This window comes from Prochlorococcus sp. MIT2304, from assembly GCF_059772405.1.
The window spans coordinates 1,112,869-1,136,174 of record NZ_CM186286.1 but is presented as its reverse complement, the minus strand read 5'-3'; the positions used below and the strand labels follow the sequence as shown (position 1 = coordinate 1,136,174).

The following is a 23,306-nucleotide window of genomic DNA, read 5'->3' as shown; positions in this document are numbered from 1 at the left end:
AATTCAAAAAATGGTAAAAAAAATTCTCTTTGTTTGTTTGGGAAATATATGTCGTTCTCCGGCAGCAGAAGGTATTTTTAATCAAAAAATTAAAGAGAGAGATTTAGAAAATTTTTTTGTGGTTGATTCCGCAGGAACTGGCAGTTGGCATATAGGCAATCCTCCTGATCAAAGAATGTGTACAACAGCATTATCGAGGGGAATAGAACTAACCAGTCGAGCTAGACAAATAGAAGAAAATGATTTATATGAATTTGATCATATTCTTGTTATGGATAAAGATAATCTGAATGCTGTTAAATCATTAATTAAAGATGATATGCACACTATCAATTCAAAAATAAAACTTATTTTAAGTTATTCTCAAAAATCACAATTAGATGAAGTTCCTGATCCTTATTATGGAGGTCAAAATGGATTCGAAAAGGTTCTAGATTTATTGAATGATGCTATTGAAGAATTAATAGATAGTCTTATAGATTAGGTGTTGGCCAGATTTCTTCAGGAATTTTTGATCTAAAAATATAAGTCATTTCTTCTAATACGTCTTCGATATTCAGTCCATCGGTAACAAGTTCTATGGCATCTTGAGCTTTTCTTAAGGGGGCGATTTCTCGTTCTGTATCTTTTTTGTCTCTTTCTCTAATTTCTTTTTCAAGATCTTCAATGCTGGAATATTTATAACCTCTTTTTTTTAAGTCAAGGGATCTTCGTTTCGCCCTTTCTTTTGGAGTAGCTGTCAGAAAGATTTTTACGTCTGCCTCAGGGAATACAGCTGTTCCTATGTCTCTGCCTTCTGCAATCAAACCTCCATTATCTCCAATAACTTGTTGTCTTGTTGTGAGTAAATCTCTGACGAATTGTTGTTTAGCAATTTCAGAAACCATTGAAGTAACTTCTGGTGATCGTATTTTTTCTGTTACATCAGTGTTGTTAATTAATATTCTTTGCTCATCAAAACTTGAGTTTTTAAACTCTAATTTTACATCTTTTAAGATGTTTTTTATTGCAACTTGGTTATTTGGAACAATAGAATTTTTGAGTATTAACCATGTGACTGCTCTATACATTGCACCAGTATCTAAATAAATAAAACCAAGTCTCTTTGCAAATTCTTTTGTTACTGTGCTTTTACCAGCACCAGCTGGACCATCAATTGCAATAATTGGTTTTCTATCCATAAGAAAAGTGTGATCAATGAGCCTTGTAGAACCACATCTTACTGCTGCGGCTAAAAGACATATACCATTTATATTCTTTTTTTCTTTCAATGAAAATGCATCTACGATTTTTATGTATTCGATTTCTAAATTGCTTTCTTTAAGTTTGGAGTCTATCTTTTTGAGATTTATAATCTTGTCTTTAACAAAATCATCTTTTGCTTCTTGAATTACATTGGGTAAAGCCTGAGCATTTGATCTTTCAGAATGACTTAGATAAGCATTTCTTGAACTATAAGCAAATCCACTTTGATCTCTTTGTGTACAAAAGGATTCAATCTTTATAGGTATGGAGAGTTCTTCAAAAAGTTTTCTAATGATAATTAATTGTTGCCAATCTTTTTCTCCAAGAATTAGTTTCTCTGGCTTGATAATTTTTATGAGACGAATAATAACGGTAGCAACTCCATCAAAATGTCCTTTTCTATCAGCACCACATAATTGATTGTGCAAAGTTTTAGGAACTTGAATTTTGAAATGTGAATCTTCGCCTCCTGGAAAAACGTCAATATAATCTGGAGCCCAAATCGCATCTGCTCCTGCACTAAAAGCTAATTCAGAATCTCTAGTTATATTTCTAGGATATTTTTTGAAGTCTTCGCCCTTGCTAAATTGCAATGGATTGACAAAAATACTTACAAGAATGATTTGACTTTTATTAGGTTTCCTTTTTTTAGCTTTCTGAATTAAATATTGGTGCCCAGGGTGAAGCCCTCCCATGGTTGGGATGAAAATTATTGCTGAATGTTGTTTACTAAGCCAATCTTTTAATTCAGCATTAGTTTGGAAGATTTTTTGTCCCACTATGTTGGTAAACAAATTAATTTCATAAACTTATGATTGAAATGAAATAGGTTGATTGCATACTGATTCCATATGGAGTTTCATATGAGGATACAGATCTTTTGAACATAAAAGTTTTTTACTGATGGATTACAAAACTGCGGGAGTTGATGTTACTGCTGGAAGAGCATTTGTGGAGAGAATTAAATTATGCGTTGAAAAAACTCATAAAAGCGAAGTGATTGGAGGGTTAGGAGGTTTTGGGGGCTGTATAAAAATTCCAAGAGGCTATGAAAGTCCTGTATTAGTCTCAGGGACTGATGGTGTTGGGACAAAATTGGAATTAGCCCAGCAATATGACTGTCATTTTGGAGTTGGCATTGATCTAGTGGCAATGTGCGTGAATGATGTAATAACCAATGGCGCTAAGCCTTTATTTTTTTTGGATTACATCGCAAGTGGAACCTTGACTCCAGATGCTTTAGCAGAAGTTATAGAGGGAATTGCTGAGGGCTGTAGTAAATCTGATTGTTCTCTATTGGGAGGCGAAACGGCTGAAATGCCAGGCTTCTATCCCAAAGGAAGATATGACTTAGCAGGCTTTTGTGTCGGCATCGTTGAAAATAATCACTTAATTACAGGCTCGCACATTGATTCTGAAGATCAAATTATTGGGATTAAAAGTAATGGAGTCCATAGCAATGGATTTAGTCTTGTCCGTAAAGTGCTATCTATGGCAAATGTTGATCAAAATACTTTATATGGAAAAAATCAAAGTAACTTGATTCAATCTTTGCTTAAACCAACAGCAATTTATGCTGAACTTGTTGAGAAATTGTTGATTGAAAATTTACCAATTCATGGAATGACTCACATAACTGGTGGAGGATTGCCAGAAAATCTTCCTAGAGTTTTTCCTGCTGGATTAGTACCCCATATAGATATAACTAGTTGGGAAATTCCTGAAATATTTTCTTGGTTACAAAATGCTGGTGATATTCCCGAAATTGATCTTTGGAATACGTTTAATATGGGTATAGGTTTTTGTTTCATTGTTCCCAAAAATGTAGTGAATTCCGCTTTAGAAATATGTACAAAAAATGATTTTGAAGCTTGGAATATTGGTCAAGTTGTAGAAAGTTTAAATAATCCAAGGCATTTAGATATATTGGGAATTTCATGATTAGTGCACACAGCATTGGTGTGTAAAATTCTGTATTCCAATTTTTAATACCTTAAATTAAGGTTAAAAAAGATTTTCGATATCGGTAAAAAAACAGTAAGATGTAAAAAAACGCTAGCCGGATATTAGTTCGGGTATTGCGAAGTCAGATCTTAATTAGTTCTAAGTTCTATGCCTTTTGAAAATCAACAGCGTCTTACGCGTAGGAGAAGTTCTGCAGGTCCAACACCACCTAGAAAACCTTTAGGTGGACAAGCTGAATCGGGCATGAGACAAAATGGAGGTCCAAGACCAACTTTCCTAACACTACGAGATCATGGAAAGGTATATGTAGCTGATTTGCCAAACTTGTCTGATGGACAACTCGCTCATATTGGTAAAGAAGCTGATGAAGTCCTAACAAGTTTAGAGAGCAGAATCAATGATTTAGAACAAGAAGCAAATAATGGACAAAGAGATAATGATACATTAATAAAAGCTTCTACTAAGCATGAAGTAACTCTAAGATTTATTCGAGCAATTCAAGATGAGCAAGAACATCGAAAAAATAATCCTGCTTTAAAAGATGCAGCATCAGAGTCTTTACCACTCACATTCCTTGAAGTTGCCAGGCATAGATTGCCAGGTGCTACTTTTGACTCGTTGTTGAGAGAAGCCTTAGAAGCTTGTGCTAAAGATGAAAAAGAATCTGATAAAGAAATAGTTGAAAAAACCTCAAATTCACAGTCAATTCCACCAGCAAAAGTTATTACTCTTCCAACCTCTTCCGATTCAATGAAGGTGATCGTAAGCCCTGATAATTAATTTGAATTATTGACTAGTAAAAGGATTTTGAGGCATATATGTAAGACACTTGCTTCTGTAAGAATTAAGTCTTTCTTTTTCTCTGTGGGTTAAAGACCAATTGAGCGCTGAAATAGCATCTTTAGCTTGTAAAGGATTGCGAATCCCAACTATTGGTTTGGCTCCATGAGACCTTATCCAATTTAATGCCACTTGTGCTTGTGTGGCTGAATATTTTTTAGCAATATTAGTTATTTGTGTTCTCATTTCTATAGTTTTAGGAAGAATATTTTCAAATAACTTTTGTCGTAAGAATGTTCTAGGCTTGGGCGACTGATTAGGTGGAATAGTTAGTATTCCTAATGCAAGTGGACTGTACGCTAAATATTCTATATCATGCTCAATACATATATTTTTAATTCTTTCATTTGCTAAAGTTGGTTTAGTTAATAATGAAAATTGCATCTGTATACTATTAATTTTTATTCCTCGTTCTTTAAGTTTTTGATATAAAAATTCTAGTCTTTTTGGACCAGTATTCGACAACCCGATTTCCTTGATTAAACCTTTTTCGTATAGATCTCCTAGGCCATTTATTAATTGCTCTTCTTGCCAAGGCGCATAACGATAAGTACTCCAATGAAGTTGTACCCTTTTCATATGTCCTTTAAGCCGCTTATTACTCTCTTGAAAAGCATAATTGAGACCATTGCGACCAATTCTCCAGGGAAAGGGGGCGAGTTTTGTTGCAATGGTGATTTTTTTTAGTTTCCTTCTTGGTAACTCTTCAAGGAAATTGCCAATCAGCTTTTCACTTTGACCAAATAAGTTTCCTGTGCCATATGAATCTGCAGTATCAACAAGATCTAATCCACCATCTATAGCATCAAAAAAAGTTTTTTTTAGTAAAATATCATCTATCTCAGGTTTGTAGCCCCATACCAATTTATTTCCCCATGCCCAAGTGCCAAAGCCAATCCCGATTTTTTTCTTACTCATGACTTCGAGGTTTTTATTTAACTAAAAAGTCTATTTTCAAGTATCTTACATGAATAAATTAAACAGATTGAAAGATTTCTCTGTGGAGAATAGTAATAGTAATCACGAAAGTCAAAAAGGTAATGCAAGTGAAAATAAAATTGAAAAAGTACTATGTAATCATTGTGGAAGAACTACCAGTAATGGTATAAGATGCCTTGGTATTTGTGTCGCGGACAATGAATATTAACTTTAAACCTCTTTGTTTAAAGACTAAATCTGATAATTAATGATGAATCAAAAATGATTTTGTTAGATTTTACTTATTAAGTTATTCAATAACATCAATTATCCCCTCAGTAATATATCTTGCCATTTTTGTTATGTGCTTTCTTATTTCACCTTCTCTAATATTCCATTTTTTAGACATTTCTTTCACTTTTTTCTTTTCTTTAATGTACTCAATCATTTTATTAGCAAGGAAGACGGGAAGTTCCTGTTGATTTTTTTCAGATAATTTTTCCCATCCTTCTTTATCTATCAGACCGATAGACTTTAAATCCTTTTGATTAGTAAAAATATATAATTCAGTAACACCAATTGCTAGATAAATCGATCCCAACTCTTCTAAAAAACTTTTGGAATTGGTACCATTTTTAAATTCATTAATTTTTTCATCTAATAAAGATATTTTTTCCGATTCTCCTTCTTTTATTGAATTTAATAATTTAAAAAAAGAACTGAATTCAATTTGATCAGTCACTGTTATATTGGTTATTGTTTTTGATATTAGTTCATGACTAATATTACTTCCCAATTTTTAAACGAATGAAATAGTACATAAAGATATGCACATAAGATAAAACTATTTGGCATTTTGATTGGCTACCAGATTTTTATTAGTGGTTCTTTGAAAGACTTACTGTAAGAATGTGAAAATGATCAATATTTCGATCGAGAAAAAAAATCAACTTATCAATTTCTGACTGTTCTTGAAACTTGCTACTCGCTACACATGGAGCATTGTTCTGGGAGGCTTTCTCAGGAAAATTAAACGAATAATACTCAAGGCGGCACCCAGATTCGAACTGGGGATAAAGGATTTGCAATCCTCTGCCTTACCACTTGGCCATGCCGCCGAAAATGAAATATTCATTTCCAATCCAAATCGTATCAGCCAAGCCGAACAAAATCTTTTGTTTCTTTGTAATGGACATGGAGAAGATACGATTGCCTGCCAGATCATAGAAGCATTACATGAAATTAATCCGGATATTTCCCAAGAAGTACTCCCAATGGTTGGAGAGGGAAAAGTGTTTAATAAGTTCACAACAGATGGCTGGCTTACCAAGATTGGTCCTTTAAATTTTTTACCAAGTGGTGGATTTAGTAATCAGAGTTTTAGTGGATTAGTTTTAGATTTAAAAGCTGGATTGCTCTGGAGCCTTTGGAGGCAATGGACTGTTATTCATAGATCAGCGAGAGAGGGAAGAATTATTGTTGCGGTTGGAGATTTATTACCCCTTCTTTTTGCATGGGCTAGTGGTGCTGATTATTTGTTTGTTGGCACTCCCAAAAGTGATTACACATGGACAAGCGGACCTAGATTCTCTTTGAGCGATTTCTACCATCGATTGAAAGGAACCGAGTGGGATCCATGGGAATATTGGTTGATGCGATCTAGTCGCTGCAAGATGGTTGCTGTAAGAGACAAAATCACTGCTAGAGGTTTAAGGGGTCACGGAGTGGAAGCAATTGCCCCTGGGAATCCGATGATGGATGGTCTAGCTAAGACAGAATGTCCAAGTGATTTCAAAACATATAGACGCTTGATTTTGTTATGTGGAAGTCGTTTACCTGAGGCGTATGTGAATTTTGAAAAACTTTTAATTGCAACTCAACTGATTCAAACCTCATCTCCTTTGGCAATATTTGTTCCTTTAAATTCTTCTTCAATGAGTAAAAAAATAAAATTGATAATGGTTGATTTAGGTTTCAATCCGACTGATGAATCAATAGATAAATTAGGGATATCAGAAATATGGAAAAAAAAATCCTTACTTATATTGACTGGTTTTCAGCAATTCTCTTCATGGGCTAAATGGGGAGAAGTAGGAGTGGCAAATGCGGGAACAGCTACAGAACAATTAGTAGGTTTAGGTATCCCATGTGTCTCTTTCCCAGGGAAAGGGCCTCAATTTAATTTCAATTTTGCTAAGCGTCAAAGTCGATTGTTGGGAGGTTCGGTGGCCATAGCAAAAGATTATCAAACTTTCGCAAAACGAGTGGAGTTTTTATTGGATTCTGATTTCGATAGACAAAACATTGGTTTAAGAGGATCTAAACGAATGGGACCTGAAGGTGGAAGTCGCTCTTTAGCTATTAGTATTTCGACTCACTTGTCCCAGGGTTTATAGTGCGGTGTAATCTGATAAAAGATTTTTAATGATGATTTTCTGTTGCAGCCACAGCATATGCCTCTAATTGAAGATCATCATTATCTTAAAATTTGTGCTCAATTAGCATCCTCTTTAAGCATAAGTATTGCAGCCGCTCGAAGAAAAGTAGAGGTTGCAGCGGCTAAAGAAGGGAAAAAAGATTTGCAATCACGAAAAGAAATTGCTCAAAAGATCCTTGAGCAAACTCTTAATGAGGATCAAAAACAAACTTTATCTGCCTCTGCCTCTTTTGATCACTTGTTGAAGGCTCTAAAAGAAGAGGAAAATTTTATGCTTGAAGATTAATTAATCTTTTGGTTAGAAAAATTAGTGGTCAAAAATATTTGTAAATCTTCTTCTATCAAGCTCGGAAAAAATTGGTACACACTGGAAACATTTTTGTGCTAATTCCCATCTATCTTCACGTATTAACATATCCTCAAGTTTCTGTTTAGCCCCTAGTAAATATCTAACATCATTTGCCGCATAGATTAGTTGTTTTTGAGTTAAATCACCAACTTTTCCCCAGTCACTGCTTTGAGCTTGCTTATCTAATTCAACTCCAACAGTTTCCATAATCACCTCTTTTAATCCGTGTCTTGGACTGTAAGTTCTACCAATTTTACTTGCAATTTTTGTACAAAAAATTGGATTAACATCAATATTTAGATTACTTGCTAAGGCAGCCACGTCAAATCTTGCGAAATGAAAGACTTTTTCAATTGTTGTTTTCTCAAGAATAGATTTTAAGTTGGGTGCTGAATGTTGGTTCTTTTCTATCCGAATACAAATAACATTATCTAGTTGATCACATATTTGTATTAAACAAAGCCTGTCTCGGCCATGAATTAATCCCATGGCTTCAGTATCAACTGCCAATGCTAAAGATGAGCTTAAAGCAATCTTAGTTTCATTATCTATGTCTTGATCAAAGATCTTGAAAGTCGACGGTTCGTCAAGTTTTTTTGGCATAGTAGATTTAGTGGAATTTAATTAATAAGTGATTCTTCCATGATTGAATTCTAATGCCTTTAATGATGAAAAATATTTAGGAAATTTATCGATTTTATTTTTTTCTAATATCTTTTAATTCTTTTAGCTCACTTTTGTAGCTATGTTTTTCATAACAATTAAAATTAAAGAGATCGTATTTTTGAGATGCAAAGCGCATTCTCCTCAACTTTATTTTTAACTATTCTCTTAGCAATAGGTTTGGTTTTTTTTCTGCGAGCTGCAAGTAAAGACCGTACGACAATTGTAGATGTTCAGTCTCCTTTGCCTCCCCTTGAAGTTATGAAAGGAATTAGTTTTTGGTTAGAAGAACGTGGTTGGAAAAAGAATGGAGGCAATGTGGAAGAGAAATTGTTGATCTTCAATGGCAATGTTGCTTCTAGTACTTTTTTGATCATCTTTTTATCATGCCTTGGAGGGCTGGGATCTGCTTGCTTGGGTCTGGTTCTGATTCAGCTTTACCCCTCTTTAGGTTGGTGGCCTTTACTGCTATCTGTAATTGGTGCACCTCTTGCAGGAATTATTTATCGTATTCGATCCCAACGAGAGGAATCATTAGAAGTTAAGTTGTTAAGTTCAGATTTATCAGATAGTAGTGTTTTAAGAATTAAAGCTCATCGTGATGAGTTGATAGCAATTCAGTCAGAATTATCTGAAAGTCTTAAGCTTAGCAGTGAAAATTCTCTGCTTTCATCACCTATTTAATTTTTACTTGTGGAGAGAAATCAATTATTAAATCGTTTAAAATTTATCGTATTTTTTATTATTTTTTATGCTTTTTCTCAACTTTATTACACTAAAAATTTTAATTTCACTGATGATCTCGAAGTAATTATTGGTGAAGGCTCAAATCTTCCTGCTAATTGGGTTGGGAGTAAAAATGTAGTTAAAAATATTCCTATTTTAATATTAGCTGGCCATGCAGACTCTCAGGGGTTGGCTGGCGCTGGTACTCCTGGAGAAGCGGTTGATAAGTTTGGAAAGAATCCAATGCATCCTGAAATTAGTGATGAACTTTTTTGGAATTTAAAGTTACAAAAATCAGTTGTGAATATTGGCAAAAAGAAAGGTTTAAATATCAGATCGTATGATCCTGGCATAAGAAATATTGATGATGCTAATGATCCAAGAACAAATTGGTCAGTAGGTAGGAAGTTTGCCAAGCAAGGTGGGTATGCAATTGAGATTCATTTTGATGCATATGGTAAGTATGGAGTTGGCTCGGGATTGATTCCTCCTTTTTCTGAGACGCCAAACAAAATCGACGAGTCAATCGCAAAAAAATTTGGAAGGTTTCCTGTTTTATTCAGAGGAGGTTTAGGTGCGCCAAGAAGGCAAATAAGGATTCTTGAAATTGGAAAATTAGAGGGTTTATTAGAACAAAATCTTAGAAATTTAAAAACTCGGCAAAGAACAATAAATCTTATTGCTAATGAAATAGTTCAGGCTTTTTTAAATGGGATAACTTAAAAGTGGGAAATTTAATCCAATGCTTGATGTGCTAGGCATCTCTCTTCAAGCGATTTATCTGTAAACCAGTCTTGAGGCTTAGTAAATAAATCTGTCAATAGTGCTTCACGTGAATTATTTTCTGGTTTATATCCATATTCCCATCTTGCTAAGGGCGGTAATGACATCAATATTGATTCAGTTCTTCCGTTTGTTTGTAATCCAAAAATGGTTCCCCTATCCCAAACCAGATTGAATTCAGCATATCTACCTCGCCTATAAAGTTGAAAGTCTCTTTCTTTGGTTGAAAATTGTTGATTTTTTCGTTTTTTTATTATTGGCTCATACGAGGGCAGAAATGCCTGTCCGCATCCTTTGGCAAGTGAAAAAAGATTTTCCCAATTCAAAGAATGGTGACCTAATTCTTTTGAAATGTTAGACGCTTTCCCTTTGGCATTTTGACCTTTATAAAGTAAACCTGAGCCGTCTTGATAGTCATAAAAAATACCTCCAACTCCTCTGGTTTCATTTCGATGTTTTAGAAAGAAATATTCGTCACACCACGGTTTGAAAACCTTATGAAGATCTTTGTTAATCGTGTCACATGCGGTTTTATGACATGAATGAAAGTGACGCGTATCAGATAAATATGGATAAAAAGGGGTCAAATCTGCCCCTCCCCCAAACCACCAAACAGGACCTGCTTCAAAATATCTGTAATTCAGATGAACAGTTGGTATGTAGGGATTTTTGGGGTGAAGAACCATGGAGGTTCCTGTTGCAAACCAAGAGTGACCTTTTGCTTCTGGCCTTTGGCTAATTATTGATGGTGGAAGTTCATTCCCATGTACTTCAGAAAAATTCACTCCTCCCTGTTCAAAGATTTTCCCATCTTTCAAGACTCGTGAACGACCCCCACCACCTTCTGGCCTCTGCCAAGATTCTTCTAGGAATTTGCCTTCTCCATCAATAGTCTCTAAACCAGCACAAATTTCGTCTTGAAGCCCTAAAACAAGCTTTTTGGCTCGTTCTCTTGAATTTTTTGCCGGTAAAATGGCTTGATTTGGTGAGGAGGACAAAATTAATTGTATTTTGCTTTCTTTAAAAAATACTTTCAAATGATGCAAATTTCACATCAATATTGGAAAAGTTTGTATTGCGAATATTTTTTACTTTTTACTAAAGCCAATATCATTGGATAATGAGTTGGAATATTTGTCGATTTTTTTACTATCATCGGGTGAATAGAAATTAAGAATGACAACTAACGAGAAGGTTTTAAAAGCGTTTAATTCAGTCAAAGATGTCGGAAGTGAACGATCTATTGTTGAACTTGGATGGTTGCATATCGTTTCAGTAAAGCCACCGAAAATTGTTGTAAGGCTCACCCTTCCTAATTTTGCCTTAGCGCAAAGAAGTCAAATAGCAAATGATATTAGGAAATGCATTAATTTACTGGAAGACATAGAAGAAGTACAAATTGAGATAGGGGATTCCTCTCCATCTGCGGAATCTCCTATTGGTCAGGCCGGGCATGGTGCTCAATCTCAGAGATTAACTCCAATACCAAAAGTGAAGAATGTTATCGCTATAAGTAGTGGTAAAGGAGGCGTTGGTAAAAGTACTGTTGCCGTAAATTTAGCTTGTGCGCTCAGTCAAAAAGGTTTTAAGGTCGGCTTGCTTGATGCAGATATTTATGGGCCAAATACCCCTTATATGCTTGGTGTTAGCGAAATAACTCCTGAAGTTAGTGGTTCGGGGGCAGAGCAAATGATTATCCCCATTGAAACATGTGGAATTGGAATGGTTTCAATGGGATTATTGATTGATCAAAATCAACCAGTGATTTGGCGTGGCCCAATGCTTAATGGAATTATTCGACAATTCTTGTATCAAGCTTCTTGGGGAGAACGTGATTTTTTAATAGTGGATCTTCCGCCTGGGACAGGGGATGCTCAACTTTCTTTAGCTCAAGCAGTTCCCATGGCAGGCGTGCTGATAGTCACCACTCCACAAAATGTATCTCTTCAAGACTCGAGAAGGGGACTAGCAATGTTTAAACAATTGAATATTCCTGTACTCGGAGTGATAGAAAATATGACGTATTTTATTCCTTCAGATCAACCGCAAAAATCATATGAGATTTTTGGCTCGGGAGGTGGAGAGCAATTAGCCAAAGAGAATGATGTCCCCTTGCTTTCTCAGATACCAATAGAGTCAGATACTTTTTCGGGTACAGGTAAGGATTTGCCTGTAGTTCATACATCTCGAGATTCAATAACAGCAAAAGTATTTTTAGAACTTGCTGAAACTCTATGTAATCAATTATCAGTTAAACATTGATTGAAAGTCATGATAAGTTTTGGTCGAAAGAAAATATCTAATTTAAAAATAGTTAGAAACAGAAAAATTTGGAAAGATGCTGATTTCATAATTTGGATTGTACCTTTTATTTTAGTACATTTATCTTGTTTCTTAATTGCAAGTACTCAAAGAAATATTGGAATTGCAGATTGGTATCACCATGCAATCATTGCTTATATAGGGTCTTTAATTGTTTATTTTTTAGCTCAAGTTCCTTTGCAAGATCTAAGAAAATATATTGTACCAATATATGTTTTTACTATTTTAACTCTATTATATGTAAATTTTAGTGGTACTTCTGCCTTAGGAGCACAGAGATGGTTGAGCTTTGCTGGAGTTTATGTTCAGCCATCGGAGTTTGCTAAATTGACCTTAATACTTGTTTTGGCTTCTATTTTAGATCGAAGAAGATTTACTAATTTATCGCATGTAATTAAACCTTTATTACTTTCTATTTTTCCTTGGATTTTGGTTTTCATACAACCTGATCTAGGTACATCTCTTGTTTTTGGCTCGATACTTCTTGGCATGTTGTATTGGTCAGGGATGCCATATGAGTGGGCATTTATTGTTTTGGCTACTTCAGTTACAGGATTCTTGTCTTACTTATACCCGTTGGGGCTTTTTATATGGTTCCCAATAATTGTTTTTTTGTCTTATAAATCTCTTCCAAATCAAAGAAAAATACTAACAATATTAATTCTTCTCTTTCATTCATTAATAGCCCAAACTTCTTCTTGGTTTTGGGAAACTTTATTAAGAGATTATCAAAGAGATAGACTAATTCTTTTTCTTGATCCTAGTCAAGATCCTTTAGGTGGTGGCTATCATATGCTCCAAAGCAAAATAAGTATTGGATCTGGAGGATTGGTTGGGACTGGGTTGATGCAGGGTCAATTAACTAAATTAAAATTCATACCAGAGCAACATACTGATTTTATTTTTAGCGCTCTTGGAGAGGAGACAGGCTTTTTAGGAACTTTGTTGGTCTTATTTTTATTTTTTATTCTAATTTTTCGATTGATCAAGATAGCTATTGAGGCACGCACTGATTTTGAATCTTTGATTGTGATTGGAATAGCCTCAATGTTTATGTTCCAAATTATGGTGAATATATTTATGACCATAGGTCTAGGACCTGTTACTGGAATCCCATTGCCTTTTATGAGCTATGGAAGAACGGCATTATTTGTTAATTTTATAAGCTTGGGCCTTTGTTTATCTGTATCTAGAAGAGGACAGTCAATAAGAAAAAATCTCTAATTAAACATATTGCTTATTTTATTTGTAAATGCACTAGTTGAGTCTCATTAGAGTTTTGAGTATTGCTATGGTTAACACTCGATACCATCTTGAGGTTAAGTTTTTCATCTATGTAAAGGAAGGAATCCTCACTTTAAGATCAAACATTAGTTTCATTGAATTAGTTATTCTTGGATTTAATGGAATATGAGGTACTATCACCACCTTGTTAATCCTTACTAATAAACGAATTAATTCTTATGATTTTATTTGTTTTGAAGACTTTATTTGCTTATTAAGTTGAATTACTCCGAAATTTTCAATCAATCTATTTGAAAATAATCAGCTTAGGCACTTCAAGAGTTGAAACTCTATTTTTTATGATTTTTCACCCTTTAAAATCTAATCAATCTAATGGATTTAAAGGTTTGTATGAGGCTTGGAGGTTCTCGTGAACGCGCCTCTAGTAACTATTAAAGCCTTACAAAATAGGATGGCAAAAGGTGTTCCTCAAGCAAAATGTAGTGAATCTGCAGTAAGGAGAATGTGGTGGGCGGCGCTGGATACTCTTCAGTCAGACATACTTCTACCGATGAACCTGACAAGAGGTTTATGGTTGTCTTCTCCTTTACCAGCATTATACGAACCAAGATTACTCAAGAAATTTCAAGGATGGGTATGGGCTCCCAAAGATCTTTTAAATCTTACGAATCCCTCTATGGGAATGTTGCCACCCAGCCAATCAGTTTCGATGGATTTTCATAACGATTCCTCAGGCTATGAGCGATTGACTCTTCTGGAGGAAGATGGGAACGATCCTTTGTTAATAGTGATTACTCCTGAAATTCAAATTGCTTTGGCCCTTGAAGGTAATTGTCAGGAGAGAAAATTATTAATGCGCAGTGATCCAGAGACTTTGAGTGACCTTTTGACGTTACTTGACAATAGATTAAATACAGAAAATGTTGATCAAGCAAATAATCTCCGAAACGCTCTTGGAGAATTGGGCCAGCTAAAAACAAATGATGATTTATCTAAAGTATTTTGGCCTTTACTATCTCAACGACTTGCAGATATTGCACCAAGTTTAAATATTCAAACTTTGCCTGATAATTTAATTGATGATCACACAACAAGCTCAAGAAATAGTGAAATTTCCTTGCTAGAGGCTTTAACACATGAAATAAGGACTCCTCTGGCGACAATAAGAACTTTAATAAGATCTCTTCTACGAAAACAAGACTTACCTAGGGTAGTTGAAACACGTTTGAAGCAAATAGATATTGAATGTACAGAACAAATTGATCGTTTTGGTTTGATTTTTAATGCAGTTGAGTTAGAGAGGAGTAAGCCAAGAGAGACAAATTTAGCTTTAACTGATTTAGGTAAAATGCTCACAATGTTATTTCCGGTTTGGAGTAATCAGTTAGAACGAAAAGGATTGAAACTTATTCTTGATATCACACCAGATTTACCAAAAGTCTTGAGTGATTCTGAAGGGCTTGAATTAATGCTTACCGGTCTTATTGATCGTAATAGTCGTGGATTACAAACCGGTGGGGAATTAACTTTGAAATTGAGGCCAGCGGGTCAAAGGCTAAAGCTTCAGATTTTAACTCAGCTTTCCACAACTACTCATTCGGAAATTTCAGAAAGTTTTTCCAATGAAGAAATTGGTCCAGTACTTAGCTGGAATCCCTCGACAGGTAATTTGCAGCTTAGTCAGGCTGCAACGCAAAGACTTTTGAAAAGTCTTGGTGGCCGCCTTACTAATAGGAGAGATAAAGGAATTACGATATTTTTTCCTATTTCTGAATTAAATGAATTTGATCTTATTGATTAATGTTGACGCGTGTGAAGTTGACGTCCAATGAGTCAAAAGGCACAAAATAAAGTGCTAATTTAAAAATATAAAGAAAAAGTTGATTTAATTGAAACATGACCGAAGTATTACCTGGAACACTTCCAAAACACATTGGTAGCACCGGTGGTTTATTAAATTCGGCTGAAACCGAAGAAAAATATGCAATTACCTGGACAAGTAAAACCTCTGAGGTCTTTGAGCTTCCAACTGGAGGAGCTGCAGTAATGCATGCAGGTGATAATTTAATGTACTTTGCAAGAAAAGAGCAGTGTTTTGCTTTAAATACTCAATTAAGAGGGTTTAAGCCAAGAATTGAAACAAGCAAAATATATAGAATTTACCCTGGAGGGGATAGAGAATTACTTTTCCCGAAAGATGGTGTCTTCTCTGAGAAACCCAATGAAGGGAGGTTAAAAGAAGGTTACAATAATAGACGAATCGGTGAAAATCCTAATCCAGCAAGCTTGAAATTTAGCGGGAAAAAAACTTACGATGCATGACTAATTTAATTTAAACTGTTGAACCCTTTAAATACATATATTGGGCTGCCATTATGCAGTCATGCTTAGCTTAGGTAAGGAACAATTTCTTTTGTCAGCTTCCAGCGGGGCAAACTATATTCCTTTGGCAAAAAGTTGGCCCGCTGATTTGGAAACCCCACTTACCACCTGGCTTAAAGTTGGTCACGGCAACCCTCCAGGGGTATTGCTTGAATCAGTAGAAGGTGGAGAAACTATTGGCAGGTGGAGTGTGGTTGCATCAGATCCTCTCTGGCAGGTGACAGTACGTGGTAATGAATTGACTAGATTCTGGAGAACTGGAAAACAAGAAAAGTTTCATGGGAATCCAATTGAAATACTCAGAGAAATGCTTAAGCCATATAAATCTGTTTCTTTGTCAGGGTTACCGCAACTAGGACAACTTTTTGGAATGTGGGGTTACGAGCTAATTCAATGGATTGAGCCCTCTGTACCCACCTATGAATTATCAGATCAAGACTTGCCAGATGGTATTTGGATGTTTATGGATAAGATTCTTATTTTTGATCAAGTCAAACGTCTAATAACAGCTGTGGCATATGGAGATTTAAGTGATGGGGCTTCCCCTGGTCAAGCTTATGAAATCGCTTGTGAACAAATCAATCAACTTCAAGACCTAATGGCCGCTCCTCTAAAGCCAGTCAAGTCTTTGAAGTGGAATGAAAATGCGAATAGATCAGTTGATATGACGCAAAAAACATCAAAGAGTGAATTTGAAAAAAGTGTTAAATCGGCAAAAGAATTTATCAAAAAAGGTGATGTTTTTCAGTTGGTTATTAGTCAAAAATTGGAGTCGACTGTAATACAAAAACCTTTTGAGTTATATCGAAGCCTGCGGATGGTAAATCCCTCTCCATTTATGGCATTTTTTGATTTTGGAGATTGGCAACTTATTGGTTCGAGCCCGGAGGTAATGGTTAAGGCCAAACAAACTGAAAAGGGTATTCAAGCAAGTTTGAGACCAATTGCTGGTACACGTCCAAGAGGTAAAAATAATTTAGATGATGCAATCCTAGAGAAAGATCTTTTAAAAGATCCAAAAGAAAGAGCTGAGCATGTGATGTTAGTAGATTTAGGTAGAAATGATTTAGGCCGAGTTTGCATCCCAGGTAGTGTTTTTGTAAAAGAATTAATGGTTATAGAAAAATATTCGCATGTAATGCACATAGTCAGTGAGGTAGAAGGTACTTTAAAAAAAACAAATGATGTTTGGGATTTATTAATTGCTTCTTTCCCAGCTGGAACTGTTAGTGGAGCACCAAAAATAAGAGCTATGCAACTAATTAATCAATTAGAAAAACAACGTAGAGGCCCTTACTCCGGTGTTTATGGCTCAATAGATTTAAATGGAGCTTTAAACACAGCTATTACTATAAGAACAATGGTTGTTCGTAGGAACAATAAAAATGACTGCATAGTTCAAGTTCAAGCTGGAGCTGGAGTCGTCGCAGATTCCATTCCTTCTAATGAGTATCAAGAAACTTTAAATAAAGCGAAAGGGATGTTTACTGCTTTAGCTTGCTTAGAAGCTCCTGATTTATGACCAACTTTATGCTTCTAAAGGGGTTTGAAGTGGAGCTTTTTACCGGTACATTTGCCGGCGAAAATGTAGGGGTTGCATCTGCTATTACTAAAGATCTATCAGATTTTGTGAAAGAACCGGATCAAAGAAATCTTGAGTATATAACTGTTCCAGATAAAAGATATGCAGTTTTAAAGCATGCACTGTTACTACCAAGATTAAAACTTAGAAAATGGCTTGATTGCAAAGAACTCACCATCCTTCCTGGGAGCACGTTAAGTCTTGGAAATATAGAAAAATTTGAAAGGTCAGATTTGGAAAACTGCTATCACTCTTTCATAGAAAAAAATTATGGAACAAAAGTCGTAACAGCAAGTATTCATATTAATTTAGGCATTGAAAACCTATCCTTACTGTTTTCGGCCCTTCGTTTGGTTCGATGCGAGGCATCATTATTTTTGGCATTAAGCGCTAGTTCTCCTTTTTTAGGCGGAATTGCTACTGGAGCACATTCTCAAAGGTGGATTCAATTCCCTAAAACACCCTCCAATGTCCCCATGTTTGTAGATCATGATCACTATGTAACATGGGTTGAAGATCAGTTATCGCAGGGAAATATGCAAAATGAAAGACATTTGTGGACATCAGTTCGGCCAAATGGTCCAGAAAGACCTCATGTATTAAATCGATTAGAGCTAAGAATATGTGACTTGGTCTGTAATGTTGATTTGCTCTTGGCTATTACAGCGTTACTTGAACTAAGAATTATTAATCTTAAAAACAATATGAAAAAATATGATCCTATGGATGCGAGCTTTAAAACACTAAAAGAATTGGCTCTATTAGCAGATGAAAATGAATTGCTTGCAGCCAAATCTAGTCTCGATGCAAATTTATCTCATTGGAAAACCGGAAAACAAATAAACTGTCGTGATTGGATAAATGAACTTCTTTTAGAGGTGACTCCTTTGGCTAAGCAGCTTGATATGTTTGAGTTATTGCAACCTATTGAATCTATTTTAACCAACGGAAATCAATCAATGATATGGCTGAATTCTTATTCCAAGGGAGTCTCAATTCAGTCTTTGCTTCAGAAAGGTATTAGTGAAATGGAACGAGAAGAGACCAATTTCATTCAATTGAAACAACCCATTAGTGACTAAGTCGGGAGAACTGCCTCATAATAGGTTTATGTTGAAAAATTCTTCTAACGCAAATATCTCTCATCACTCGACAGAAAGTGTTGAGGATAAAGATCCTGGATATTTATTGCAACAAAGACTTGAACTGGTTGAGGACCTGTGGAAAACAGTTCTTAAAAGTGAATGTCCACCTAATCAAACAGATCGATTATTGCTTTTAAAGCAATTAAGTGACCCAAGCAAGTCAAATAAAGATAATTCTTCACAGGCAATAGTTAATTTGATTACAGAAATGGATTTAGCAGAGGCGATATCTGCTGCTAGGGCTTTTTCGCTTTATTTTCAGTTAGTAAATATTTTAGAGCAACGTATAGAGGAGGATAGTTATTTAGAAAGTATGAAAAAAGGGAAGTTAGATAATAGTCATGACAACATAGACCCTTACGCTCCTGCTTTAGCGAGTCAAACTGCACCAGCAACTTTTCGACAATTGTTTGAGCGATTACGTCGTTTGAATGTTCCTCCAGCCCAGCTTGATGCTTTAATGAGGGAAATGGATATTCGTCTTGTCTTTACAGCTCACCCAACTGAAATAGTTAGACATACCGTCAGGCATAAGCAACGAAGAGTAGCCACTCTTTTGCAACAACTTCAATCTAATAGCTTAATCTCTGAGTCTGAGAAGGAAATCTTTAGGCTGCAATTAGAGGAGGAGATAAGACTTTGGTGGAGAACTGATGAACTTCATCAATTCAAGCCGACTGTTCTAGATGAAGTTGATTATGCGCTTCATTATTTTCAGCAGGTTTTGTTTGATGCTATGCCACAATTGAGAAGAAGGCTGACTACGGCATTGGCTTCAAGTTATCCTGATGTAGAGATCCCTAATGAGGCCTTTTGTACATTTGGTTCATGGGTGGGCTCAGATAGAGATGGTAATCCGTCCGTCACTCCTGAAATCACATGGAGAACAGCCTGTTATCAAAGACAATTAATGTTGGATAGATATATTGCATCAGTTCAAGAGCTCAGAGATCAATTAAGTATATCTATGCAATGGAGTCAAGTAAGTTCGCCTTTGCTAGAGTCATTAGAAATGGACAGGATTCGTTTCCCGGAGGTCTACGAGGAGCGAGCTGCCAGATATCGGCTAGAACCTTATCGATTGAAGCTTAGCTATACACTCGAGAGGTTGCGACTTACTCAAATACGTAATAAGCAGCTAGCAGATGCTGGGTGGCAATTCTCTCCTGAAGTTAAGCCTGTAGCATCTACAAATAATAGTTTTGATGATTTACTTCATTATAGGTCTGTAGACGAATTTAAAAATGAATTAGAACTTATTAGGAATAGTTTGGTTAGTACTAATCTTACATGTGAACCTCTAGATACCTTATTAAACCAAGTTCATATCTTTGGGTTCTCTTTAGCAAGCTTAGACATTAGGCAAGAAAGTACTCGTCATAGTGATGCATTGGATGAACTCACTCGCTATTTAGATCTGCCTGAGTCATATGGATTGATGAACGAGGAAAGTCGCGTCACTTGGTTGATGAAGGAATTGAATACTCGGAGACCACTTATCCCTACTGCTTTTGATTGGTCTAAAAGCACTCAAGAAACTATCTCAGTTTTTCATATGCTTCACAGGCTTCAAAAAGAATTTGGTACTCGTATTTGTCGCTCATATGTAATTTCAATGAGTCATACGGCATCAGATTTATTAGAAGTGTTGCTTTTAGCCAAAGAGTCAGGATTGATTGATCCAACTTTAGGAGCTGCTGATTTTCTTGTTGTTCCATTATTTGAAACGGTTGAGGACCTACAACATGCTCCTTCTGTCATGGAGTCTTTACTTCAGAAAGATGTTTATAGAAAATTACTCACACGAGTAGGAGAGAAAAAACAACCTCTTCAGGAACTTATGCTTGGATATTCTGATAGTAATAAGGATTCTGGTTTCCTCTCAAGTAATTGGGAAATTCATAAGGCCCAAATAGCACTTCAAGATCTGGCTAGTAGACAAGGTATAGCTTTACGTATTTTTCATGGTCGGGGAGGGTCAGTAGGCAGAGGAGGTGGTCCAGCTTATCAAGCAATTTTGGCTCAACCAAGTGGTACGCTTCAAGGCCGTATAAAGATCACAGAGCAAGGAGAGGTTCTTGCCTCAAAATATAGCCTTCCAGAATTAGCTTTGTATAATCTTGAGACTGTCACTACAGCTGTTCTCCAAAATAGCTTGGTTACTAACAAATTAGATGCCACTCCAAGTTGGAATGAATTGATGACCAGGCTGGCTGCTCGTTCAAGGGAGCATTACCGAGCTTTAGTTCATGATAATCCCGACTTGGTTCAATTCTTTCAAGTAGTTACTCCAATAGAAGAGATCAGTAAGCTGCAAATTTCCAGTCGTCCTGCACGAAGAAAAAGTGGTGCAAAAGACTTATCAAGTCTTCGTGCAATTCCATGGGTCTTTGGTTGGACTCAAAGTCGATTCCTCTTACCTAGCTGGTTTGGGGTTGGTACAGCGTTAGCTACTGAACTAAAGATAGATCCCAATCAAATGGATATGTTGAGAATGTTAAATCAGAGATGGCCATTCTTTAGAATGTTGATATCTAAAGTAGAGATGACACTTTCGAAGGTTGATTTGGATGTTGCCCACCACTATATGCTTAGTTTAGGTGGCAATGATAATCGTGAAGCATTCGCTGGAATTTTCGATATCATCTCAAGTGAATATAATTTAACTAAGAAGTTAATTTTAGAAATTACTGATAAGTCAAAACTTTTAAGTGCAGACCCTGCTTTGCAATTGTCTGTAAATCTGAGGAACAGAACTATTATTCCTTTGGGATTTCTACAAGTCGCTCTTCTCAAACGATTAAGAGATCAGAATCGTCAACCACCCATTAGTGAAGATTTGAGTGTTGACTCTGGTCAAAGTTCACGTACATACAGCCGTAGTGAATTATTGCGAGGAGCATTGTTAACTATCAATGGCATTGCTGCAGGAATGAGAAACACAGGATGACATGCTTGGACTAAATTCAGGAAATAAATGCCCCCAAATTCCTCAGGGCTTTGTTTTACTCAGGAGTGAACCTGTTTCTGTACGTAAAATAAATAGGCTTTTATTAAGATGTAAACAAGATACCCATCAACCAAGGAAGTTAGAATTAGCTTTGAAAAAGTCTGATTTTTATTTAACTCTTCTTCAAAAAACTTCTGATAATCTTGTTGGCTTTGTTCGTGTGACTAGCGATAAGGGTTTAAATGCAAATTTGTGGGATTTAGTCGCAGAGCCTGGAGATCAACAAGAAACGTTCATGTCTATTATGGTTTTCAAGGCAATCGAAATTATTAGACGAGAGTTGCCAGGCTGTAGTATTTCGGTTGCTGCTCCATTAATTTCGCTTAATCCATTAAAGGCTAATGGATTTTTATTAGATCCAAATGGTATAAAAACAATGGGATTTAGACTTTGAGAAATTATTTTTACGAGCATGGAGGGACTCGAACCCCCGACTCTCAGAACCGGAATCTGATGCTCTATCCAACTGAGCTACATGCCCAACAAGGGGTTGATATTAAAAAAGGCCAAATACTGAGACCTTATTAAAATTAGCTTACATACAAATGCCATAAAGCAACATTCAACTTCATCAGTTAGAACTTAATAATTTTCGAAATTATCGATGTGTTCAGTTTGAGTTAACTGAAAATCGTTTAATAGTAATAGGTCAAAATGGAGTTGGGAAATCTAATCTTCTTGAATCTGTAGAGCTCTTGTCTAGTTTACGCTCTCATCGATCTAATCGAAATCAGGATTTAATTTATTGGGACCAAGATCAGGCTTTCCTATCTGCGAAAATTGACGATGATCAAAAAATTTCTTTAGAATTAAACAGAAAAGGTGGGAGAAAAGCCTATAAAAATGAAAAACTTTTAACTCGTCAACTTGATTTGATAGGACCTATGAGAAGTGTAGGTTTTAGTGCTCTTGACCTAGACTTGATAAGAGGAGAACCTGCTCTCAGAAGATATTGGCTAGATAGAATTGTTCAACAACTTGAACCAATTTATTCTGACTTGGTCGGAAGGTTTTCTAGATTGCTTAGGCAAAGAAGTCAGTTGTGGCGCAATTTCAGTGTTAAATCGAACGAGGATCAAAATATTCTTTTAGATTCTTATGATAGGCAAATGGCTTTAGTAAGTACAAGAATCCATCGAAGGCGTAGGCGTATTTTAGATCGTCTACTTCCGATAGCTTCAAACTGGCAAGAACATTTAAGTAGTAGTAAGGAGAAGCTTAATATTACATATTTACCAGGTAGTAAACTTGAAGGTGAAGAGAGTGAAAGTCTTTGGAGGGAGAGCATTGAACGTCAACTTTTGGAAATGAGATCTGATGAACAAGTCACGGGTAATTGCCGAGTAGGTCCGCATCGTGATGATGTACATTTTTTAATAAATGGAGTAAATGCTAGACGCTTTGGTTCTGCTGGTCAGCAGAGGACTATTGTATTGGCTTTGAAATTGGCCGAATTAGAATTAATTAAAACGGTGTTTGGCAGATCTCCAATTTTGCTTTTAGATGATGTTTTAGCTGAGCTGGATCCAAAACGACAATTATTGCTTTTAGATGCTGTCGGCCAAAAACATCAGTGTTTAATTAGTGCAACACATTTGGAATCTTTTGAAGGTGAATGGGTACGCAACTCACAATTAATGCAATTAGATTCTTTTAGTTAAAACTATTGGTCGGTTATTGTGGAAATGATTTTT

The 23,306-nt window shown here is 35.8% G+C and carries 22 protein-coding genes and 2 tRNA genes; 17 read left to right on the top strand and 7 right to left on the bottom strand.

What is annotated here, in order from left to right:
• Window positions 1-10 precede the first annotated feature (10 nt).
• On the top strand, window positions 11-484 hold the full coding sequence (locus tag AC6EIY_RS06800; RefSeq protein ID WP_498506196.1) for a low molecular weight protein-tyrosine-phosphatase: 474 nt from the start codon (window positions 11-13) through the stop codon (window positions 482-484).
• Here AC6EIY_RS06800 and AC6EIY_RS06795 read toward each other — a convergent pair.
• Window positions 474-2,024, bottom strand: coding sequence for a bifunctional pantoate--beta-alanine ligase/(d)CMP kinase (locus AC6EIY_RS06795; protein WP_498506195.1), 1,551 nt, complete (start codon window positions 2,022-2,024; stop codon window positions 474-476). The two genes, AC6EIY_RS06800 and AC6EIY_RS06795, sit on opposite strands and share 11 nt — an antisense overlap.
• 124 nt (window positions 2,025-2,148) lie before the next feature.
• Here AC6EIY_RS06795 and purM point away from each other — a divergent pair, with 124 nt between their 5' ends.
• Window positions 2,149-3,186: a phosphoribosylformylglycinamidine cyclo-ligase gene (purM, locus tag AC6EIY_RS06790; protein ID WP_498506194.1), complete on the top strand. Its 1,038-nt coding sequence runs from the start codon at window positions 2,149-2,151 to the stop codon at window positions 3,184-3,186.
• 171 nt (window positions 3,187-3,357) lie between these two features.
• The gene (locus tag AC6EIY_RS06785) at window positions 3,358-3,990 is read left to right on the top strand and encodes a DUF8655 family protein (protein WP_498506193.1); all 633 of its coding nucleotides are present in this window, start codon (window positions 3,358-3,360) and stop codon (window positions 3,988-3,990) included.
• A gap of 6 nt (window positions 3,991-3,996) precedes the next feature.
• On the opposite strand, the gene AC6EIY_RS06780 is transcribed toward AC6EIY_RS06785, so the two are convergent.
• The gene (locus AC6EIY_RS06780) at window positions 3,997-4,968 is read right to left on the bottom strand and encodes an aldo/keto reductase (RefSeq protein ID WP_498506192.1); all 972 of its coding nucleotides are present in this window, start codon (window positions 4,966-4,968) and stop codon (window positions 3,997-3,999) included.
• Between the two features lie 49 nt (window positions 4,969-5,017).
• On the opposite strand from AC6EIY_RS06780, the gene AC6EIY_RS06775 reads away from it, so the two are divergent.
• Window positions 5,018-5,197 (top strand): DUF8639 family protein, encoded by a 180-nt coding sequence (locus AC6EIY_RS06775; RefSeq protein ID WP_498506191.1) that lies wholly within the window; start codon window positions 5,018-5,020, stop codon window positions 5,195-5,197.
• An 81-nt stretch (window positions 5,198-5,278) separates the two neighbouring features.
• On the opposite strand, the gene AC6EIY_RS06770 is transcribed toward AC6EIY_RS06775, so the two are convergent.
• Both AC6EIY_RS06770 and AC6EIY_RS06765 read right to left on the bottom strand, forming a co-directional pair.
• Window positions 5,279-5,764 carry a hypothetical protein gene (locus tag AC6EIY_RS06770; RefSeq protein WP_498506190.1) on the bottom strand — a complete coding sequence of 162 codons (486 nt, stop codon included), beginning with the start codon at window positions 5,762-5,764 and terminating at the stop codon, window positions 5,279-5,281.
• A gap of 251 nt (window positions 5,765-6,015) precedes the next feature.
• Window positions 6,016-6,086 (bottom strand) — tRNA-Cys (locus tag AC6EIY_RS06765).
• A 57-nt stretch (window positions 6,087-6,143) separates the two neighbouring features.
• On the opposite strand from AC6EIY_RS06765, the gene AC6EIY_RS06760 reads away from it, so the two are divergent.
• Together AC6EIY_RS06760 and AC6EIY_RS06755 are read left to right on the top strand one after the other, a co-directional pair.
• The gene (locus tag AC6EIY_RS06760) at window positions 6,144-7,364 is read left to right on the top strand and encodes a lipid-A-disaccharide synthase-related protein (protein WP_498506189.1); all 1,221 of its coding nucleotides are present in this window, start codon (window positions 6,144-6,146) and stop codon (window positions 7,362-7,364) included.
• A gap of 57 nt (window positions 7,365-7,421) precedes the next feature.
• On the top strand, window positions 7,422-7,691 hold the full coding sequence (locus tag AC6EIY_RS06755) for a DUF8658 family protein (protein ID WP_498506188.1): 270 nt from the start codon (window positions 7,422-7,424) through the stop codon (window positions 7,689-7,691).
• A 21-nt stretch (window positions 7,692-7,712) separates the two neighbouring features.
• On the opposite strand, the gene AC6EIY_RS06750 is transcribed toward AC6EIY_RS06755, so the two are convergent.
• Window positions 7,713-8,357, bottom strand: coding sequence for a ribonuclease D (locus AC6EIY_RS06750; RefSeq protein ID WP_498506187.1), 645 nt, complete (start codon window positions 8,355-8,357; stop codon window positions 7,713-7,715).
• A 186-nt stretch (window positions 8,358-8,543) separates the two neighbouring features.
• Between AC6EIY_RS06750 and AC6EIY_RS06745 the strand changes: the two genes are divergently transcribed.
• Both AC6EIY_RS06745 and AC6EIY_RS06740 read left to right on the top strand, forming a co-directional pair.
• Complete coding sequence (locus AC6EIY_RS06745; RefSeq protein ID WP_498506186.1) at window positions 8,544-9,101, top strand: cofactor assembly of complex C subunit B; 558 nt, start codon at window positions 8,544-8,546, stop codon at window positions 9,099-9,101.
• Between the two features lie 9 nt (window positions 9,102-9,110).
• Window positions 9,111-9,866, top strand: a complete 756-nt coding sequence (locus tag AC6EIY_RS06740; RefSeq protein WP_498506185.1) for an N-acetylmuramoyl-L-alanine amidase — start codon at window positions 9,111-9,113, stop codon at window positions 9,864-9,866.
• A gap of 11 nt (window positions 9,867-9,877) precedes the next feature.
• Here the strand turns inward: AC6EIY_RS06740 and hemF are convergent, their stop codons facing one another.
• Window positions 9,878-10,924: an oxygen-dependent coproporphyrinogen oxidase gene (gene hemF / locus AC6EIY_RS06735; RefSeq protein WP_498506184.1), complete on the bottom strand. Its 1,047-nt coding sequence runs from the start codon at window positions 10,922-10,924 to the stop codon at window positions 9,878-9,880.
• A 178-nt stretch (window positions 10,925-11,102) separates the two neighbouring features.
• Between hemF and AC6EIY_RS06730 the strand changes: the two genes are divergently transcribed.
• The 8 genes from AC6EIY_RS06730 (at window position 11,103) to AC6EIY_RS06695 (ending at window position 22,006) form a co-directional block, all read left to right on the top strand.
• The gene (locus AC6EIY_RS06730) at window positions 11,103-12,188 is read left to right on the top strand and encodes an Mrp/NBP35 family ATP-binding protein (RefSeq protein ID WP_498506183.1); all 1,086 of its coding nucleotides are present in this window, start codon (window positions 11,103-11,105) and stop codon (window positions 12,186-12,188) included.
• A gap of 9 nt (window positions 12,189-12,197) precedes the next feature.
• The gene (gene rodA / locus AC6EIY_RS06725) at window positions 12,198-13,472 is read left to right on the top strand and encodes a rod shape-determining protein RodA (RefSeq protein ID WP_498506182.1); all 1,275 of its coding nucleotides are present in this window, start codon (window positions 12,198-12,200) and stop codon (window positions 13,470-13,472) included.
• Between the two features lie 430 nt (window positions 13,473-13,902).
• The gene (locus AC6EIY_RS06720) at window positions 13,903-15,294 is read left to right on the top strand and encodes a sensor histidine kinase (protein ID WP_498506181.1); all 1,392 of its coding nucleotides are present in this window, start codon (window positions 13,903-13,905) and stop codon (window positions 15,292-15,294) included.
• A 95-nt stretch (window positions 15,295-15,389) separates the two neighbouring features.
• Window positions 15,390-15,815 carry a photosystem I reaction center subunit II gene (psaD, locus tag AC6EIY_RS06715; RefSeq protein ID WP_498506180.1) on the top strand — a complete coding sequence of 142 codons (426 nt, stop codon included), beginning with the start codon at window positions 15,390-15,392 and terminating at the stop codon, window positions 15,813-15,815.
• 61 nt (window positions 15,816-15,876) lie between these two features.
• Complete coding sequence (locus AC6EIY_RS06710; RefSeq protein WP_498506179.1) at window positions 15,877-17,397, top strand: anthranilate synthase component I family protein; 1,521 nt, start codon at window positions 15,877-15,879, stop codon at window positions 17,395-17,397.
• Window positions 17,394-18,539, top strand: a complete 1,146-nt coding sequence (gshA, locus tag AC6EIY_RS06705; RefSeq protein WP_498506178.1) for a glutamate--cysteine ligase — start codon at window positions 17,394-17,396, stop codon at window positions 18,537-18,539. The genes AC6EIY_RS06710 and gshA overlap by 4 nt, the downstream gene beginning before the upstream one ends.
• A 28-nt stretch (window positions 18,540-18,567) precedes the next feature.
• Complete coding sequence (gene ppc, locus AC6EIY_RS06700; protein WP_498506177.1) at window positions 18,568-21,552, top strand: phosphoenolpyruvate carboxylase; 2,985 nt, start codon at window positions 18,568-18,570, stop codon at window positions 21,550-21,552.
• Between the two features lies 1 nt (window position 21,553).
• Window positions 21,554-22,006: an N-acetyltransferase gene (locus tag AC6EIY_RS06695; protein ID WP_498506176.1), complete on the top strand. Its 453-nt coding sequence runs from the start codon at window positions 21,554-21,556 to the stop codon at window positions 22,004-22,006.
• 13 nt (window positions 22,007-22,019) lie between these two features.
• On the opposite strand, the gene AC6EIY_RS06690 is transcribed toward AC6EIY_RS06695, so the two are convergent.
• A tRNA-Arg gene (locus tag AC6EIY_RS06690) sits at window positions 22,020-22,093 on the bottom strand.
• A 79-nt stretch (window positions 22,094-22,172) separates the two neighbouring features.
• On the opposite strand from AC6EIY_RS06690, the gene recF reads away from it, so the two are divergent.
• Window positions 22,173-23,273 carry a DNA replication/repair protein RecF gene (gene recF / locus AC6EIY_RS06685; RefSeq protein ID WP_498508170.1) on the top strand — a complete coding sequence of 367 codons (1,101 nt, stop codon included), beginning with the start codon at window positions 22,173-22,175 and terminating at the stop codon, window positions 23,271-23,273.
• Window positions 23,274-23,306: the final 33 nt, after the last annotated feature.

Excerpts from the sequence above, each read along its gene's own strand:
- AC6EIY_RS06800 (WP_498506196.1), top strand. The coding sequence starts at position 11 with ATGGTAAAAAAAATTCTCTTTGTTTGTTTGGGAAATATATGTCGTTCT.
- purM (WP_498506194.1), top strand. The coding sequence starts at position 2,149 with ATGGATTACAAAACTGCGGGAGTTGATGTTACTGCTGGAAGAGCATTT.
- AC6EIY_RS06785 (WP_498506193.1), top strand. The coding sequence starts at position 3,358 with ATGCCTTTTGAAAATCAACAGCGTCTTACGCGTAGGAGAAGTTCTGCA.
- AC6EIY_RS06780 (WP_498506192.1), bottom strand. The coding sequence starts at position 4,968 with ATGAGTAAGAAAAAAATCGGGATTGGCTTTGGCACTTGGGCATGGGGA.
- AC6EIY_RS06775 (WP_498506191.1), top strand. The coding sequence starts at position 5,018 with ATGAATAAATTAAACAGATTGAAAGATTTCTCTGTGGAGAATAGTAAT.
- AC6EIY_RS06755 (WP_498506188.1), top strand. The coding sequence starts at position 7,422 with ATGCCTCTAATTGAAGATCATCATTATCTTAAAATTTGTGCTCAATTA.
- AC6EIY_RS06750 (WP_498506187.1), bottom strand. The coding sequence starts at position 8,357 with ATGCCAAAAAAACTTGACGAACCGTCGACTTTCAAGATCTTTGATCAA.
- AC6EIY_RS06745 (WP_498506186.1), top strand. The coding sequence starts at position 8,544 with ATGCAAAGCGCATTCTCCTCAACTTTATTTTTAACTATTCTCTTAGCA.
- AC6EIY_RS06730 (WP_498506183.1), top strand. The coding sequence starts at position 11,103 with ATGACAACTAACGAGAAGGTTTTAAAAGCGTTTAATTCAGTCAAAGAT.
- rodA (WP_498506182.1), top strand. The coding sequence starts at position 12,198 with ATGATAAGTTTTGGTCGAAAGAAAATATCTAATTTAAAAATAGTTAGA.
- psaD (WP_498506180.1), top strand. The coding sequence starts at position 15,390 with ATGACCGAAGTATTACCTGGAACACTTCCAAAACACATTGGTAGCACC.
- AC6EIY_RS06710 (WP_498506179.1), top strand. The coding sequence starts at position 15,877 with ATGCTTAGCTTAGGTAAGGAACAATTTCTTTTGTCAGCTTCCAGCGGG.
- gshA (WP_498506178.1), top strand. The coding sequence starts at position 17,394 with ATGACCAACTTTATGCTTCTAAAGGGGTTTGAAGTGGAGCTTTTTACC.
- ppc (WP_498506177.1), top strand. The coding sequence starts at position 18,568 with ATGTTGAAAAATTCTTCTAACGCAAATATCTCTCATCACTCGACAGAA.
- AC6EIY_RS06695 (WP_498506176.1), top strand. The coding sequence starts at position 21,554 with ATGCTTGGACTAAATTCAGGAAATAAATGCCCCCAAATTCCTCAGGGC.